12 protein-coding genes are annotated in these 15,256 nt (G+C 69.4%); 1 reads left to right on the top strand and 11 read right to left on the bottom strand.

The genetic code is table 11. The features are described 5' to 3' along the window. Positions 1-110 precede the first annotated feature (110 nt). The 9 genes from JUB10_RS05295 to JUB10_RS05255 form a co-directional block, all read right to left on the bottom strand. Positions 111-263: a hypothetical protein gene (locus JUB10_RS05295; protein WP_207454625.1), complete on the bottom strand. Its 153-nt coding sequence runs from the start codon at positions 261-263 to the stop codon at positions 111-113. A gap of 12 nt (positions 264-275) precedes the next feature. Beyond that, on the bottom strand, positions 276-1,874 hold the full coding sequence (locus tag JUB10_RS05290) for a glycosyltransferase family 2 protein (RefSeq protein WP_242682166.1): 1,599 nt from the start codon (positions 1,872-1,874) through the stop codon (positions 276-278). 646 nt (positions 1,875-2,520) lie between these two features. Continuing rightward, positions 2,521-3,246: a hypothetical protein gene (locus JUB10_RS05285; protein ID WP_207454624.1), complete on the bottom strand. Its 726-nt coding sequence runs from the start codon at positions 3,244-3,246 to the stop codon at positions 2,521-2,523. 15 nt (positions 3,247-3,261) lie between these two features. Continuing rightward, positions 3,262-4,671, bottom strand: coding sequence for a glycosyltransferase family 2 protein (locus JUB10_RS05280; protein ID WP_207454623.1), 1,410 nt, complete (start codon positions 4,669-4,671; stop codon positions 3,262-3,264). Between the two features lie 287 nt (positions 4,672-4,958). Beyond that, a complete protein-coding gene (locus tag JUB10_RS05275) occupies positions 4,959-5,195 on the bottom strand; it encodes a hypothetical protein (protein ID WP_207454622.1) in 237 nt (78 codons plus the stop codon). Between the two features lie 110 nt (positions 5,196-5,305). After that, positions 5,306-6,064 carry a hypothetical protein gene (locus JUB10_RS05270; protein ID WP_207454621.1) on the bottom strand — a complete coding sequence of 253 codons (759 nt, stop codon included), beginning with the start codon at positions 6,062-6,064 and terminating at the stop codon, positions 5,306-5,308. After that, positions 6,061-7,506: a polysaccharide deacetylase family protein gene (locus JUB10_RS05265; RefSeq protein ID WP_207454620.1), complete on the bottom strand. Its 1,446-nt coding sequence runs from the start codon at positions 7,504-7,506 to the stop codon at positions 6,061-6,063. Before JUB10_RS05265 ends, JUB10_RS05270 begins: the two co-directional genes overlap by 4 nt. Then, the gene (locus JUB10_RS05260; RefSeq protein WP_242682165.1) at positions 7,503-8,501 is read right to left on the bottom strand and encodes an NAD-dependent epimerase/dehydratase family protein; all 999 of its coding nucleotides are present in this window, start codon (positions 8,499-8,501) and stop codon (positions 7,503-7,505) included. Before JUB10_RS05260 ends, JUB10_RS05265 begins: the two co-directional genes overlap by 4 nt. 14 nt (positions 8,502-8,515) lie before the next feature. Beyond that, positions 8,516-9,856 (bottom strand): nucleotide sugar dehydrogenase, encoded by a 1,341-nt coding sequence (locus tag JUB10_RS05255; protein ID WP_307859103.1) that lies wholly within the window; start codon positions 9,854-9,856, stop codon positions 8,516-8,518. Between the two features lie 218 nt (positions 9,857-10,074). On the opposite strand from JUB10_RS05255, the gene JUB10_RS05250 reads away from it, so the two are divergent. Beyond that, entirely contained in the window at positions 10,075-11,322 is a 1,248-nt protein-coding gene (locus JUB10_RS05250; RefSeq protein WP_207454619.1) for a glycosyltransferase family 2 protein, read from the top strand. 8 nt (positions 11,323-11,330) lie between these two features. On the opposite strand, the gene JUB10_RS05245 is transcribed toward JUB10_RS05250, so the two are convergent. Beyond that, complete coding sequence (locus JUB10_RS05245) at positions 11,331-12,251, bottom strand: NAD-dependent epimerase/dehydratase family protein (RefSeq protein ID WP_207454618.1); 921 nt, start codon at positions 12,249-12,251, stop codon at positions 11,331-11,333. Between the two features lie 158 nt (positions 12,252-12,409). Next, positions 12,410-15,076: a helix-turn-helix transcriptional regulator gene (locus JUB10_RS05240; RefSeq protein WP_207454617.1), complete on the bottom strand. Its 2,667-nt coding sequence runs from the start codon at positions 15,074-15,076 to the stop codon at positions 12,410-12,412. Positions 15,077-15,256: the final 180 nt, after the last annotated feature.

The following is a 15,256-nucleotide window of genomic DNA, read 5'->3' as shown; positions in this document are numbered from 1 at the left end:
CCCGGTGGTTGCGGGTTTTCGCCCCTAAGGCTTGCGGTGTCCCGCAAGTGGGGGCTTCTCGGCCGCGATCCGCGTCGCGCTCGTACCTGCCGGTACGAGCGAACCGTCCGTCAGGCCTCATTCACCCGGCGCTTCGGAACGATGCGCATGATCGCAGTTCCGGCAGCGATCAGGGCGAACGCTGCGAGTCCGAGCCAGATCGAATCGAACCCCGTCGCAGCGAGCACACCTGCTCCAGTAGACGGAATGACGTTGTTGTACATGTTTCACCTCCTCTACCAGTTGCGCTGACGCCCGGTTAGGGCATCGAAGTAGGCCTTGGCGTGTACGAACTGGAGGAAGAGATCGAGGAGCAGCTCGTACATCACGGCTGCGGCGAGCATGTGCCGCCAGCCCCGGTCTCTGACGGTGACGACGCGCTCGACGACGAAGATCAGGCTGACCGCCAGCCAGAAGGGCTGAAGGGTGAAGCTCCCAGTGAGGCCGGCCCATAAGAGCGTGCCGAGGTACACGAACGTGACCAGAACTCCGAGAAGCGTCAGCAGTTGACGACCCCAATAGGGCCACGTCACTCTTGTAAGCCCGTACTGGAAGCAGTTCTCGACTGCTCCACGCTTCCAGCGCAACCGTTGCTTCCAGAGATCGCTCCAGGTCTCCATGACCTCGGTCACCAGGGTGCATCCCGCTGGGCTCAGCACCTCGTATCCCAAGTGCCGGATCGCGAACGTCAACTCGTTGTCCTCCGTGAGCACCGAAGTGTCGTAGACGCCTGCGCGGCGATCCCCTGGCGGCAGCTTCCCCGCGACCCGGGCACTGCCGATCTCGCGAAGCGTCTTGACCCTGAAGGTTGCAGCCGTGCCAGTAACGACCAGACACTTGCCCCGCAGCCGTCGAACGTCGCGGCCGTATCGTGCGTACTCGTTGCGCTGAAGGTGCCCCAGGAAACCCGCGCCCTCGCCGCCTCGGAAAGTACCTCCGATCGCGCCGAAACGGCGGTCGTGCAGGTAGCCCTCCGCGCATTCGAGAAAGCCCTCGTCGAGCGCCGAGTCGGCGTCCTGCACGAGAACCACATCGTCGTCCGCCAGCGTGGGCAGGAGTGCCTCGAGAGCCTGATTCAAGGCGCCCGCCTTCTTGTGACGGTTGCCCTTCGTCTCGACGATCTCGGCGCCCTCTGCCAGCGAGATGGCGATGGTTCCGTCCGTGCAGTTGTCCGCGACCACCACGATCCGGTCCGGCGGCCGCGTCTGATTCCGCAGTCCGCGGATGGCGTCCGCAATACCGTCTTCCTCGTTGTGCGCCGGAAGCAGAGCGACGATGGTCGCAGCACGGTCACGGGTGCGAGCACTGCCGTCGGCGACCTCCGCCAGCCAGGCGGTGAGCTCGGCGTCGAAGTCGGCGGGGTCGCCGAACCAAGGGCCGGGGCGGTCGAAGCCGTTGACCACATCGCGGAGGACGGATCCCCGGATCGCCTCAGCGCCGCCGACGCCCGACCAGGTGCTGTGTTCGCTGCCGAGGAGCTCGCGCACGCATTCTTCGACCGAGTTCGCGGGCAGCGCGACGTCCTCGGGCACGGTCAACACGACATCCGCTACTGCCGCGTACTGCGCCCACGCCTGATTGAACGCGACGGAGGCGTCGTCGCCGGAGGCGAGAGCGACGTCCACCACATCCACGGGGTAGGAAGCGACGAGTGAAGCGGCGCCCGCTAATCCGGTGGGCACGACGACGACCTCGGGCACGAAGGTTTGGTCGATCATCGCCTCGATGGTTCCGGCGATGCCGGCAGCCTCGTCGTGCGCGGGGATCAGTGCGACGACTCTCGGTCGAGCGGGGAGGAGTTCGAGGTCGACGGCCTCGGTCTTGGTGCTCAGCATCGGGTCTGCTTCGGGTAAGCGTGTGGGCTACGGTCGCGTCCGGCGGAGGCGATCGCCCGTCGATCCGCCGGCGGTGCGTTCGGGCGCACCGCCGGCGGAAGAGCGTGAAGTTCGGCATTCGGGTTCCGCGCACTTCACGACTGGTCCTCAGGTCCCGCTCCGCGTGCTCCTCAGGCGGTTGGGGGGAGAACCGTCTGAGGAGCTCGGGCAGCGTGACCTGCGACCGGGCCGCCGTTCGGGTCGGCGACGGGCTCAAGCATGCCGGGCCGGGGAGCGCCGGAGAAGCGAAAACGGGCTTTCCTGCGGCCGCGCGCAAGCGGTTTGCGGAGGTGCGGATCCCCGCATCGCCGAGGTGCCCGGCGCGGAACAGCGGGGGTCCGTTCCGCGCCGGGACTGATGGCGCCCGAGCGCCGAGGGAGGGTCGGACCGGGGAGGTGGTTCTCCCCGGTCCGGCACGGGTGCCGTCCCGCAGCCCGTGGGACACGCGGTCCGCGGAGCTCCTCAGGCCCGGGGGGAAGCCTGAGGAGCCCGCGCACATCGCGCGTACCGGCGAGCAGTGCCGGCGGGCGGTGCCGTTCGGGTCGGCACCGCCCGCCCCGAGCGCCGACGCGGTTCGGGTCCGCGTCGGTTCTCGGTCGGACTGTTCTCAGTGGGTGGAGGCGGTTCGGGTCTCCGCTTCCTTGGGCGTCGTCTCGACGGGTGCCGAGGCGAAGTCGATGGTGAGCTTGTCGGCGACGCGCACCTTCGTGTAGTCGCCGGTGCCCTCCGCGGTCTCCATCGAGATCTCCATCTCGACGATGAGCTCGAGACTGTCGGATGCCGTGGGGCCGACGACGATCGTCGTGAAGTACGAGAACGGCGGGGTGATCTCGTAGTTCCCGATGTCCGACACCAGCTGGGCCTCGGTGGTCTTCGCCGAGAACGCGTTGATCGTGTAGCGCGCCTTCGGGCCGGCGTCGCCGATCGTCACGTTGAGGTACACCGGCACAGAGAGGTCGTTCGTCCACTCGGCGGGGTTCTGGTTCGTCCAGTAGTTGAGGTGGACGGTGCCGCTGCCCGCGGGGATCGTGTGGGCGACGGAGCCGCTCGCCAGGTCACCGGTCGGCGCCTGCAGCGCGACGAGCGCGTTCTCGGTGGCCTGCGCCGCCGGGGTCGGCTCGGGCGCCGTCTCCTCGGACGTCGCGTCGGTCGCGGACTCGGCGGTCTCCTCGGCCGTGGGCTCGGCCGAGGGCTTCTGCTCCTCGGCGACCGCGTCGAGCGCGGCCTGAGCCTGGGTGATGCCGAGCACGTCGGCCGCGGAGCATCCGGTCATCGTCAGCATCACCAGGGTGCCGGCGGCGGCCAGGGCGATGCGCTTCTTCTTGTTGAGCATGAGGTTCGGGTTCTCTCAGACCTTGAAGCCGCGGTGGCGGCGAACGAGCAGACGGAACATCGAGACGGTGAGTCCGACGGTGAAAACGCTGAGCAGGGGCCAGCCGAGGGCGAGGATGAGCGACCGCGTGAAGAGGTCCATCATGTTCCAGCTGATGATGGCGACCGCGGCGGTCACGACCGCCCCGATGATCGGCCAGGTGAGACCGTTCGAGCCGCTGCCCGACTCGGCGGATGCCTGGGCGCCCCAGTTGTCGTGCTCGACGCGCGCCAGCGACCGGTACCACGACGTCACGAAGTGAGTGATCCTGAGCCACATGTAGAGCTCCGCGGGGAAGAACAGCACCGCGTAGATCACGTCCCAGGCGGAACGGTTCTGCATCGACAGCATCGTGCGGATGTTCAGCAGCCACGCGATCACGGGCGGCACGAGCCACACCCAGTTGAAGACGAAGGCGTTGATCGACAGCGAACCGACGAGCAGCAGGGCGAACATCACGCGGGTCGAGATGTTGAAGAGCATCTGGAAGTTCTCACGCCAGCGCAGCCGCAGGTTGGGGTGGAACGGCTTCGCGCGCATGAGCTCGATCGCGCCGACGGTCCACTTGATCTGCTGGGCGTTGAGCGCGCGGACGGTGGTCATCGCGCCGACGTTCGCCCGGGCGTGGGCGCTGATCTTGGTGAGGAAGCCGACGGACTTGATCTGCAGCGACAACAGCGAGTCCTCGACCTCGGAGTCACGCACCCAGGGGTAGTCCTGGCGGTAGTGCTCCATCGTCGACTTCAGCGCCGTGGTGCGGAACAGCGAGCACTGGCCGCCGAGCACCGCCATGTCGCGGTTGCGGACCAGGTTGTCCATGTTGAAGCTCGCGAACTGGGCCTTCTGGCCGGCGACCAGGAAGTTGGCGCCCCAGCCCTTGATCTTCTGATCGTCGATCGAGTAGATCGCGGAGAGGCCACCGATGCGCGAGTCATCCGTCATCTCGTCCTCGAGCCACTGCACGCACTTGGGGTCGAGCGTCGTGTCGCCGTCGACTCCGAGGATGAAGTCGTACTCGCGGGAGAGCTCCCACCCGAAGTTGAGCGCGCCGACCTTGCGGTCCGCGTTCTTGCCGATGTCGTGCACGTGCACGTGAGTCACGTAGTCGGTGCCGCGGTAGTGCAGCTTGTGCTCGCCCTCGAACTGGCGGGCCTCGTAGACCGTGTTGTCGGTCGTGTTGTTGACGATGACGTGGATGACCTCCGGCGGCCGCGTCTGGGCGAGCAGACTGCGGAGGACTTCGGCGATCGTCTCCTCCTCGTTGTAGGCGGGGATGATGCAGGCGATCGTGGCGTGGCGGCGCTGGTAGGTCGTGACCTGCTCGATCTCCGCGAGCGAGTGGCTGCGGGGAACGAACACGTCGATCGGATCGATGACGGTGCTCATGGGTGGCTAGGTCTCCTTCGGATCGGGCGACTTCAACCTCCCGTGCCGGCCGGGGGACGGTCAACGGAATCCGCGCCTTCGTGCGGGTGCCTGCGGGCTTCTGGCGGATGCTGCGGGAGTCCGCAACCCCGCGAGCGATCGGCCGACGGGCGCGACCGCATGCCGGGACCACCGGCGAACGCGCGCGACACGGAGAAGCTGCCAGCAACCGCGACGAAGGAGGGCGGCAGACAGCGGGGCGAACGCCGCGCGAGGGCGACTCCGGGCGCGCAGCTACGCGGGGGTCCTCAGTGCGAGCGGCGCGCGTTGATGGCCGTGAAGCCGAGGAGGCCGAGTGCGAGCACCGAGCCGCCGACCACGGCGTCCCGCACGACGGCCTCGGCCTCAGCGGCGGAGGCGGCCTCGACGTGCTGCGTGATCACGACGGCGTGCGCAGGAGAGGCGAGCGCGAGAGGGGCGGCGATCGCGACCGACGCCGCACCGAACGCGAGGGCGCCATAGGCGAGGGCGGACCGTCTGCTCATCATTCCTCCGACGTTGGTGGTGTGCACCAAAGATGCAGTCGATGCAGCGGTCCCGGCAAGCTGGATCGCGGGTTCGTGCGGCATCCGTCGGGTTTTGCGGCGACCCGCACTCACTGCACCCCGCTCGTCGTCACGATCCTCGTCCAGGGCCCCTCGGGCACGTCACTCTCGTCGACGAACCGCCAGTGCACTCGGTCGTTCTGGCCGTTCAGGTCCTCGAAGCCGAGACAACCGTTGAGCGCGGGTGAGACGTCGAGCCCGGCGTTGTTGAAACGCGTGCTCGCAGGGCGCGCATCGTCGTCGCCGAACACGTACTGGGCGTCGTCGTACACGGCCGGACCCGCGTCCTGGATCTGCCCGAAGCAGACCGCGTCGCCCTTGCGCAGCTCGACCCACCGGTTCTTCATGAGGCTGAAGCCGCGGTCCGCGACGCGCGATGCGTAGGGCTCCTCCCCCGCCCACGGCACGACGTCCCCGCGCATGGCGAAAGCGGCATCGTTGTTGACGTCGTCGAAGGGGAGGTCGAGATAGAAGGGATTCTGCAGCGGCGTCATGCTCGTCGGGAACCACCCGTTCTCGGCCGAGCGGGCCTCGGTGCCGCAGACCCCGTCGACGACGATCCCGTCGCACCCGCCGTAGCTCTCCATCCACCGGGAGTCGTAGGCCGAGATCTCCTGGCTGCCGTCGGACGCCGCCGGATCGAGGATCTCCCCGACCCAGAACGTCGTGGACACGATGTCGGTGTGCCACGGGTAACGCCCCTCAGGCAGTTCCTCGGTCACGCGCTCGACCTCGGGCTCCTCCGCCGAGCATCCGGCGATCATCAGCGACGCGAAGACGATCGCGGTGGCTCGTCGACGCCCGGTCATGCCCCCGAGTCTGCTCCCTCTCCCCCTCCCGGCGCAGCAACCGAGATCGAGTGATCGTCGACGGTGAGCGTGCCCACCTGCGCCAGCGAGAGTCCGAAGCTGATGCCGGTGAAGCCGGGCGGGATCTCGGGCGTCGTCCACTCGGCGCGGCGCCAGTCCTCCGACGCCGGCAGGGGCGGGCCGTAGGCCCAGGGGAACCAGCGGCCGTCCTCATGCCTGAGATAGACCGAGAAGCCGGTCTCCGCCGTGGAGCGGTACCAGGCGCCGAGCTCGTAGCGGCGGCCGGGTTCGACGGCGGGGGCGCATGCGCCGACGTCGAGATCCGGGACGACGTTGGCGGCGCCGTCGGAGTACTCCTCGATCTCGACCGTGACACCTACGTCGCTCCGACGGCCCTCCGTGAAGGTGATGCGCCCGTCGTTGTCACCGTGCACGCCCTGGGTCCAGCATTCGACGTCGCCGTCGACGTCCTCCTGCTCGAAGCCAGGGTTGCGGACGCCGTTGGAAGCGGACGAGACGGGCTCGAGCGCGTACGACGCCTCGTCGACGAGTGGCTGCACGTCGCCGCCCACGACCTCGTCGACGGTCTGTACGACGGTGCCGTTGCTACCGGCTCTGGGCTGCAGCCAGTCGAGGAACGCGTCGAACAGCTCGACCGTGACCCCGATGTCGCTGCACCCCTGCTGCTCGCACAGCTCGTGGAAGGTGATCGGCACCCAGCCACCCACGGCCTCGGCGTCGGTGACGAGCTTCTGCAGGTCCTCGAGCGTCCACTGGTCGCTCACCTGCGCCGGCGCGCGGATGAGGAACGGGTCGGGAGGGGGCACGCTCTCGGCGGCGCCGCAGTCCGCGCACCCCTCCCGGCTCGCGAGGTCGCCGAGGTCCCGCGCGCTGTTGTAGCCGCATTCGCGCACCTGCTCGCGGATCTCCTCTGTCCAGCCGGCGAACGGGTACGCGAAGCTCGTGACCTCGTAGCCCCAGCGCGTGAGCGTGGCGCGTGACGAGCAGAGCTCGAGCTTCGCCGCCCGCGGCTCCATCTCCCTCAGGTCGGCGTGGGTCACCGTGTGCCCACCGACCTCGTGGCCGACGTCGTGGATGGCGTCGAGTTGCCCGCGGGTCAGGTAGCGATCGAGGCCGATCAGCCCGGATGAGATGTAGAACGTCGCAGGCATTCCGTGCTCGTTGAGAGCGTCGAGGGCGAGCATCTGCGACGCCCAGCCGTCGTCGAAGGTGAGACTCACGCGCGTACGGGGAGCGTCGGATGTCCCGCGGGGCGCCATGGCGGGCAGGGTGACCGTCTCGTCCGAGCCGTCGCTCACCACGGGAACCGGCGGCGCCGAGGGCACGGTGTCGGCAGGCTGCTGCTGCGTCGCCGTGAGGACGGCGCCGCCCGTGATCAGGAACACGACCGCCACGGAGGCGGCCGCGAGCCGGAATCTCATACCGGCACCGGCGACTCAGTCCGGGTCCGGAGGTCCTCGGCCACGGCGTCGATGATCGCGTCGATCGAGGTACGCGGGACGAATCCCACGAGGCTCCCCGAGCGGGTGTTGTCGGGCACCCGGCGCCGCATGTCCTCGTACCCCGGTCCGTATGCCTGCTCGTAGGGCACGAGCATGATCTCGCTCGTGCTGCCGAGGCGTGCGACGATCCGTTCCGCGAGCTCGAGGATCGACACCTCTTCGGCGCCGCCGAGATTGAACACCTGCCCGTACGCCTCCGGTCGCTCGGCGATCGCGACGAGCGCGGGCACGATGTCGCCGACGTACGAGAAGCACCGGGTCTGCAGGCCGTCCCCGAAGACCGTGATCGGGTCCCCTCGCAGGGCCTGACCGACGAGGTTCGGAACGACCATCCCGTACCTGCCGGTCTGGCGCGGTCCGACGGTGTTGAAGAGACGCACCATCCCGACGCGGAGCCCGTGCTCGAGGTGGTAGGCGTGCGCGAACGACTCGTCGATCCCCTTCGCCGCGGCGTAGGTCCATCTGGACTTGAGCGGTGACCCGAGGATCCGGTCGGAGTCCTCGTGCAGCGCGTCGGAGGTGTTCTTGCCGTAGATCTCGCTCGTCGAGGCGAGGAGCAGCGAGGCATCCGCCGCGAGGCACGCGTCGAGCACGTTCTCGGAGCCGTGGATGTTGGTGCGGAGGCTGTCGAGCGGTTGCTCGATGATCCGGCGCACCCCGACGGCGGCGGCCAGATGGAAGACGCGGTCGGCGCCGTCGATCTCGCCCAGCACGGCGGCGCGATCGAGAATGGATGCCTCGACGAACCCGAACCGAGGATGCGCGACGACGCCGGCGAGGTTCGCCATGGATCCCGTCGAGAGGTCGTCGATCACGACGACCTCGTCGCCACGGTGCAGCAGGTATTCGACGAGGTGGCTGCCGATGAAGCCGGCGCCGCCCGTGACGACGGAGCGGATGGGGAGTTCGGTCATGGGACTGCCGCCTCTCAAGGAACGATTCGCTGGCCGACGCCGACCTCGCGGTAGGTCGCGTCGAGCACGAGCTGGTCCGGTCGCACCCAGCTGAGGTCGGCGTCCGAGTGCCGGGTGTGCAGCAGCACGAGGTCGGGATCGAAGGCGACCGGATCGTCGACCCTCTCCACCACCGTGCCGTCGTGCAGTTCGAGAGCCGAGGCGTGCGGATCGAGGAACGCGACCACGGAGCCCTCGCTGTGCAGCCCGGCGAGGATCTCGAGCGCGGGCGATTCGCGCAGGTCGGCGACGTCGGGCTTATAGGTGACACCGACGACGAGCACGCGCGCGCCGGCCGGTGGCACTCCGATGCCGGCCAGGCTCTCCTTGGCGCGCGCGACGATGCGATGCGGGCGCGCCGCGATCTCCGTCATCGCCGACGTGATGACGGGAGCAGCGACTCGCTGCTCGCGGAGCTGCCAGAGCAGGTAGTGGGGATCGCAGGGGATGCAGTGGCCGCCGACCCCGGGGCCGGGCGAGAACTTCATGAAGCCGTAGGGCTTGGTCGCCGCCGCGTCGATCACCTCCGTGACGGGGATGTCGAGCGTGTTGCAGATGTCGGCGAACTCGTTCGCGAGAGCGATGTTGACCGCCCGGAAGGTGTTCTCGAGCAACTTGGTCATCTCCGCCGCTGCGAGCGAGTGCACCCGGTGCACGTTCTTCGTGCTCCTGCTCAGAAGATCGAAGGCGAGCTCCTCGCACTGGGGCGTGGCCGCTCCCATGACCCGTGGGACCTCGTCGTGATCGAAGCGGGCGTTGCCGGGGTCGATCCTCTCCGCACTGAAGGCGACGAAGACGTCGTGCCCGATCTCGTGCCCTCTGCTGCGCAGCGGTTCGACGATGAGATCCTCGGTGCTACCGACGTAGGTCGTCGAGGTCAGCATGATGAGCTGACCGCTGACCGCCACGTCGACCACCATCGCGCAGGCCGACTTCAGCATGGTCAGATCGGGCGTGAGGTGACTGTCGACCGGAGTCGGCACGCAGATGACGATGGCGGCCGCGCGCACGAGCTCGGCCGGCTCGTCGGTGAGCAGCCACCCCTCTTCGTCGCCGACGGTGGCGGCGAGGCGCCGGTGATCCACGTCGAGCAGGTCGACGTCACCGGACCTGATGGCGGAGATCCGGCGCTGCGAGATGTCGAGGGCGAGCACGCGGCTGCCGGTGGAGTGGAAGGCGAGCGCGGTCGGGAGTCCGACGTAGCCCAGCCCGACGATCGCGACGTCGTAATCGAACTGACGCCGGCTCGTGGGGATGTGGAGGGGTTGGGTGGCGAGCGTGGGTTGCGCGTCGCCAGGTCGCGTCGTGAGGGTCACGAAGAGACTCCTTCGAAGGTCGTGTTCGGGTCCGACGATCGGGCTCGGGTCTGTCGACACCAACCGTCCGGGGGCGGAGCGACCTGGTCAACGGGCAAAACCGCAACATGCGGGCGGGTTTGCGGGCTCGGATTTTCGTTGCGGTTAACCGCAACGAATCTTGCGGGCCGGACGCCGGACCCGTGGTTACGGTGGCCGGAGATCAACGAGGGAGACCAATGCTCACCGCGCTCGTGGTGCTGGTGCTCGTCATCGGCCTGAACACGCTCTTCTGGGGCGCCGTGGGAGTGGTGCGCCTGTTGGCGGACCGCCGACCGCCGAGGACCGGCGGCGTGCCGCTGCATGCCGTCGCCGTCGTGATCGCCGCGCACAACGAGGAGGCGGTCATCGCCTCGACGCTGAAGTCCGCGGCGCGGCTGCTGCCGGTCAACCAGATATTCGTGGCATCCGACGGCTCGACGGACAGAACCGCGGAGTTGGCCCGCGGCGCCGGGGTGAACGTGCTCGAACTGAACCCGAACCGCGGCAAGGCGGGGGCCCTGCTCGCGGCGCTCGAGCACTTCGACATCTACTCCCGCTTCGAGGTGGTCACCTTCCTCGACGCCGACACCCGTCTCGCCTCCGACTACTTCGAGACCGGTCTTCCCCTGTTCACCGACGACGTCGTCGCCGTGGCGGGGTGCGCCCGTTCGCAGCTGGACCCGGCGCCGCGCACGCTTCTGGGCCGGATCCTCGTCGCGTATCGCGAACGCGTCTACATCGTCATGCAGTACTTCCTGAAGTTCGGTCAAGCCGCTCGGGCTCTCGACGTGATCGCCATCGCGCCCGGCTTCGCCAGCATGTACCGCACGAGGGCGCTCAAGCACATCGACATCGCCGCCGAGAACCTCGCGATCGAGGACTACAACATGACGTTCGAGGTGCACGCGAAGCGTCTCGGTCGGATCGCGTTCCACCCGCGTGCGGCGATGGCGTACACCCAGGACCCCGACACCCTGCGCGACTACGCCAAGCAGGTGCTCCGGTGGAACCTGGGGTTCTGGCAGACCATCCGGCGGCACGGCTTCCGGCGTGGCCGGTTCTGGGTAGCACTCGCGGTGTTCACCTTCGAACTCGTGGTCTCGAGCGCCATCCTGCTCGCGCTGATCCCCGCCATCCTCATCACGGGCGTCGCGGCGGTCGTCGCCTCGACGCCGGGAGTCGGCACCGCCGACCTTCTCGTGACCGCGCTCCCTCCGCTCGCGCTTCTCGTCGGCCTCGTGCTGCCGGACTACGTGCTGACCGTCATCGCCGCCGTCGTGGCGAGACGACCGTCGTTCCTGCTGCTCGGGCTCGCCTTCCCCCTGACGCGGATGCTCGACGCGTTCCTCTGTCTGGGCGCGCTGGAAGAGGCCTTCACCCGCACGTCCTCCGGGCGCTGGACGAGCCCGACGCGTCGGCCCGCAGAGCTGACCCGGGCGACGTGACGGCGCGGTCAGGCGGAGCGGTGCAGCAGCGGCTTCACCCGGATGTCGAACAGGGTCGCCTGGATGAACGCGTCCACGGCCGTGCGGGGCAGGAACTCGTCGACATCCGGCCGGCGCTCGATGGACGTCACGACCGTGTCGGCCCCTTCGCCACCGAACACGATCGTGCTGCGGCTACCGGTGTAGGCGACGACCCGCTGCGCCAGGGCGATGACCGAGGTCTGCTCCTCGGTGATCAGGTACGGGGTTGCCGCGGCCTCCCCTCGCTCGGCGACGGCGACGATCACCGGCACGACGTCGTGCAGGCACGAGAAGCAGACCGGCTGCGTCGCGTGCCCGGGCAGCAGGATGTCCTCGTGGCGCAGGGCGCGCTGGACGAACAGCGGCAGGAGGGTTCCGAGGCATCCGACCCCGGTGCACGCCGAGAGCTCGGGCAGCGTCACGGTGGCGACCGCGAGCCCGTACTTCTCGTGATACCGGCGGACGCTCGACGCCGCGAAGCGCTGGAGCGCGGTGCCTGACCTGTAGCTTCTCGGGTCCTCGGGGATGTCGGCACCGGAGGGGGTCACGACGACGAGGGTGGCGCCGGCCTCGAGGCATCCGTCGAGCACATTGATCGTGCGGCGGACCACCCCGTCGAGCCGCTCGAGCGCTCCTTCGGCGCTCACCGGAAGACGGCGAGCCCCGGAGACGAGGAAGACGCGATCGATGCCCGCGAGTTCGGCGAGAGCCTCGGTGCGCTCACGCAGGGCGGTGCGCACGAAGGTGAAGCGGTGGTGCCGAACGACGGCGGCGCGCTGCTCCGCTTCGGGCGGCAGCGTCTCGCCCAGCAGGATGACGTCGTCGCCCTGCTCGAGGAGCCGCTGCGCGAGCTCGATGGCGAGTTCACCGAGGTCACCGGTGACGACGGAACGGACGGGGAAGGACATGGGGCCTCGCTAGGGAACGCCTGCTCGTCGGGACGAGGCAGACGGGTGATTCGGGTGTCACCACGTTCCCGCCAGGTCGGCCGCCCGGTCAACCGCCGCCGCACCTTCGTGCGGACCCTTTGCGGACCCCTCGTGCTTTGCGGGACCCCGCAGCCGGCTCAGGCGCTCTGCGAGGCGCTGAGCACGGCGACCAGGTGGGCCCGCGACTTCACGCCGAGCTTGCGGTAGACGCGGGTCAGCCGGAGCTCGACCGTGCGCAGGGAGATGAAGAGCGCGGCGGCGATCTCCCCGTTCCTGTGGCCCAGCCGTACCCGTTCGACGATCTCGCGCTCCTCGTCGGTCAGCGCCGCGAGAGTCGGAACGACCGCCTGCACCCGACGCACGGCCGTCGCCGGAACGGACGCCGCCGTCACGAGCGAGGCCCATCGAGGGGCGCCCGCTGCTTCGAAGGCGGCGCGGGCCGCCGCGTAGGTGCGCTCCGCCTCGGCGGCGACACCGAGCGACTGCAGGCGTCGGGCGTAGGCGAGGAGCGTGCGTGCGTACTCCAGGGGCGAGTCCTGCGGCTGGAACTCGCGCACCGCCGCGCGGAACGCCGACACGGCCTCGAGATCGCTGCTCACGATGGCGCGGGCTCGGGCGAGCGCGAGGGTCGCCCAGCGGGACGGATGCTGGGTGACACTCTGCTCGAACTTGGCCAGCAGCCCCCGAGCGTCGTTCATCCTGTCGAGCCCGGCGTACGTCTCCACGAGGTCGGCACGGTGCCGGAGCATGTTCGGGTCGGGGTAGTTCACGACGAGCGATTCGAGCCATTCGAGGGGCTCGAGCGCGTCGTCGAAGCGCGCCCCCAGCACCGCCAGCGTCGCTCGGAGCGACAAGGCCCGCGCGATGACCTCCGGGTTGTGCTCCGCGGTGGCGTGGCTGTGGCTCACGTCGAGCAGGTCGGCGACCAGCGCGCCGTCGGCGAGGGACGCGGCGGTGGCCCGCAGCAGGGCCCGGCGCGAGCCGTATCGCGCGGTGGCGCGGGTCGGCCAGTCGGCGTCCACCGCCAGCACCCGGTGCAGCTCGCCGGCGCGGATGTCGTTCTCGATGCCCACGAGGTTGACGAAGTCCGACCACAGGGGCGCGACCGAGCGGTTGCGGCCGAGCACGAGCGAGATCACGCGTCGCGCCTCCGTGTAGCGCTCCTGCAGCGAGAGGAACTGAGCCAGCACCAGCAGTTCGACGGTCGGCCGGCGCACCAGGTTCGTCGCGTCGACGGGATTCGTGAGCGAGGAGGTGCGCCCCTGCAGACGGTCGACGAGAGCCGTCGTGACGGTCCACAGCGAGGTCGGCTTGAGGCCGGCGTCCTCCATCAGCACGCTCGCGCGGGCGAGGTTGTACTCCGCGTCGTCGGTCCGCCAGCGCACCGCGTGCAGTGCGGCGGCGAAGGTGAGCAGCTTCGCCGAGGCGACCGGGTCGAGGTGCTGGTGCAGGTCGACTGCGGTAGAGATGTCGTCGTCGGGCGCCACTCCGGTGCGGACGAACTGGGCCGCCGCGCTCGTGAGCAGCAGCCCGATCGCTTCCGCGGGAGCGAGGTCGTCCATGCGGGCGAAATACAGGAGTCGCTGGCCGAGCGCGGCCTCCCCGGCCTTGAGCAGCTGCTGGGCGAGCCGGATGACGGCGGCGGCGTCGCTGCGGCCGCTCTCCATCGCGATCAGCGCGCGCTCCGCGTACTCCGCGGCGGGGCGCTCGAGCCCGGCGGTGAACAGCACCTCGGCCGCCCGAGCCAGTTCGGCGGCTCCCCCGTGCCCCGCGGCATCCGCGTGCCAGGCGGCCACGACGTCGTCACCGCCGACCCGCTCGAGCATCTCCTCGTGCATGCGTCGCCGATCGGCGTGCCGGATGCCCCAGTACAGGACGGAGCGGACGAGCGGATCCGCACACGAGACGAAGCGGTCCTGCCGCTCCAGCAGTCCCTGGTCGAAGAGCTCCTCGAGCGCATCGACATCGTCGTCGCTGCGCTCGAGGAGGTCGTCCCAGTCGGACACGGGCGACAGCGCGACGGCACGCAGCAGCTCGAGTTCGCTCTCGCTGCGGCCGGCGAGCCGGTGGGCGACGATCGCCTTCACGGCCGACCCCGGTCGCATCGGCAGCTCGAGCGGCGCGCGACCGGCGAGCTGTTCGCCGCTGATCTTGCGCAGGGCCGTGACCAGGGCGAGCGCGTTGCCGCCACCCTCCTGCGCGATCAGCTGCAGCGTGCCCTCGTCCGCACCCGGCCCCGATGCCGCCGCGAGCAGCTCCATCGACTCGAGCGGGGTCAGCGGCTCGAGTGTGAGGGAGGTCATGCCGGCCAGCACGCCCTCGGCAGCCGTTGCCGAGGCGATCAGGCGGATGCCGGTGCCGGCGACGCGGCCGGCGATGAAGCCGAGGATCTCGCGGCTGTCGGCGTCCATGCGGTCGACGTCGTCGATGAACACCACGGTGGGCAGGAGGTCGAGGGAGCGCAGGCGCGCGAGGAACTCGTTCGCGGCGCCGAAGAGCGCCGTGCGGTCGGGCGCGCCGATGGCGAGGTCGGCGGCGGCCTGGGTGATCTGCGGGTCGCCGACGGCGCTGAAGACCGCGGAGAAGCCGCTGAGCGGCACGGCCGCTTCGGCGGGATTGGCGCGCACGAGCACGGGCCGGATGGCGGAGCGGGTGTAGGCCGACATCAGGGCGTTCGACTTGCCTGCGCCGCGCTCACCCAGGATCAGCAGCGAGCTCTCGGAGCCGTGGGCCGCGACGGCGGTGATGGCGTCGATCGCGCTCCGGCGGTCGCCGGTGACGGTGGTGGAGCGGCTCTCGACCACGACCTGGGTCGGTGCGGTGGCCGGGCTCTGCTCGGCGAGGGAATGCAGGAAGGCAGGGAGAGGAATCTCGCCTGTTTGCGGGCGCGCTAGGGACACGGTCGGATCCGTTCCGTCCTGCGAGGCCGGGTCACCCCGCAGACGACACCATCGCCTTGATCCGGAGGAGGTCGAATGGCTTTC

Origin of the sequence: Desertivibrio insolitus (assembly GCF_017355965.1) — a bacterium.
Lineage (GTDB): Bacteria > Actinomycetota > Actinomycetes > Actinomycetales > Microbacteriaceae > JAFIQW01.
This window is presented reverse-complemented; position numbering and strand designations above follow the sequence as displayed.

What these genes read in the sequence shown, in the direction of transcription:
- JUB10_RS05295 (WP_207454625.1), bottom strand. Translation starts at nt 263, where the DNA reads ATGTACAACAACGTCATTCCGTCTACTGGAGCAGGTGTGCTCGCTGCG.
- JUB10_RS05290 (WP_242682166.1), bottom strand. Translation starts at nt 1,874, where the DNA reads ATGCTGAGCACCAAGACCGAGGCCGTCGACCTCGAACTCCTCCCCGCT.
- JUB10_RS05285 (WP_207454624.1), bottom strand. Translation starts at nt 3,246, where the DNA reads ATGCTCAACAAGAAGAAGCGCATCGCCCTGGCCGCCGCCGGCACCCTG.
- JUB10_RS05280 (WP_207454623.1), bottom strand. Translation starts at nt 4,671, where the DNA reads ATGAGCACCGTCATCGATCCGATCGACGTGTTCGTTCCCCGCAGCCAC.
- JUB10_RS05275 (WP_207454622.1), bottom strand. Translation starts at nt 5,195, where the DNA reads ATGAGCAGACGGTCCGCCCTCGCCTATGGCGCCCTCGCGTTCGGTGCG.
- JUB10_RS05270 (WP_207454621.1), bottom strand. Translation starts at nt 6,064, where the DNA reads ATGACCGGGCGTCGACGAGCCACCGCGATCGTCTTCGCGTCGCTGATG.
- JUB10_RS05265 (WP_207454620.1), bottom strand. Translation starts at nt 7,506, where the DNA reads ATGAGATTCCGGCTCGCGGCCGCCTCCGTGGCGGTCGTGTTCCTGATC.
- JUB10_RS05260 (WP_242682165.1), bottom strand. Translation starts at nt 8,501, where the DNA reads ATGACCGAACTCCCCATCCGCTCCGTCGTCACGGGCGGCGCCGGCTTC.
- JUB10_RS05250 (WP_207454619.1), top strand. Translation starts at nt 10,075, where the DNA reads ATGCTCACCGCGCTCGTGGTGCTGGTGCTCGTCATCGGCCTGAACACG.
- JUB10_RS05245 (WP_207454618.1), bottom strand. Translation starts at nt 12,251, where the DNA reads ATGTCCTTCCCCGTCCGTTCCGTCGTCACCGGTGACCTCGGTGAACTC.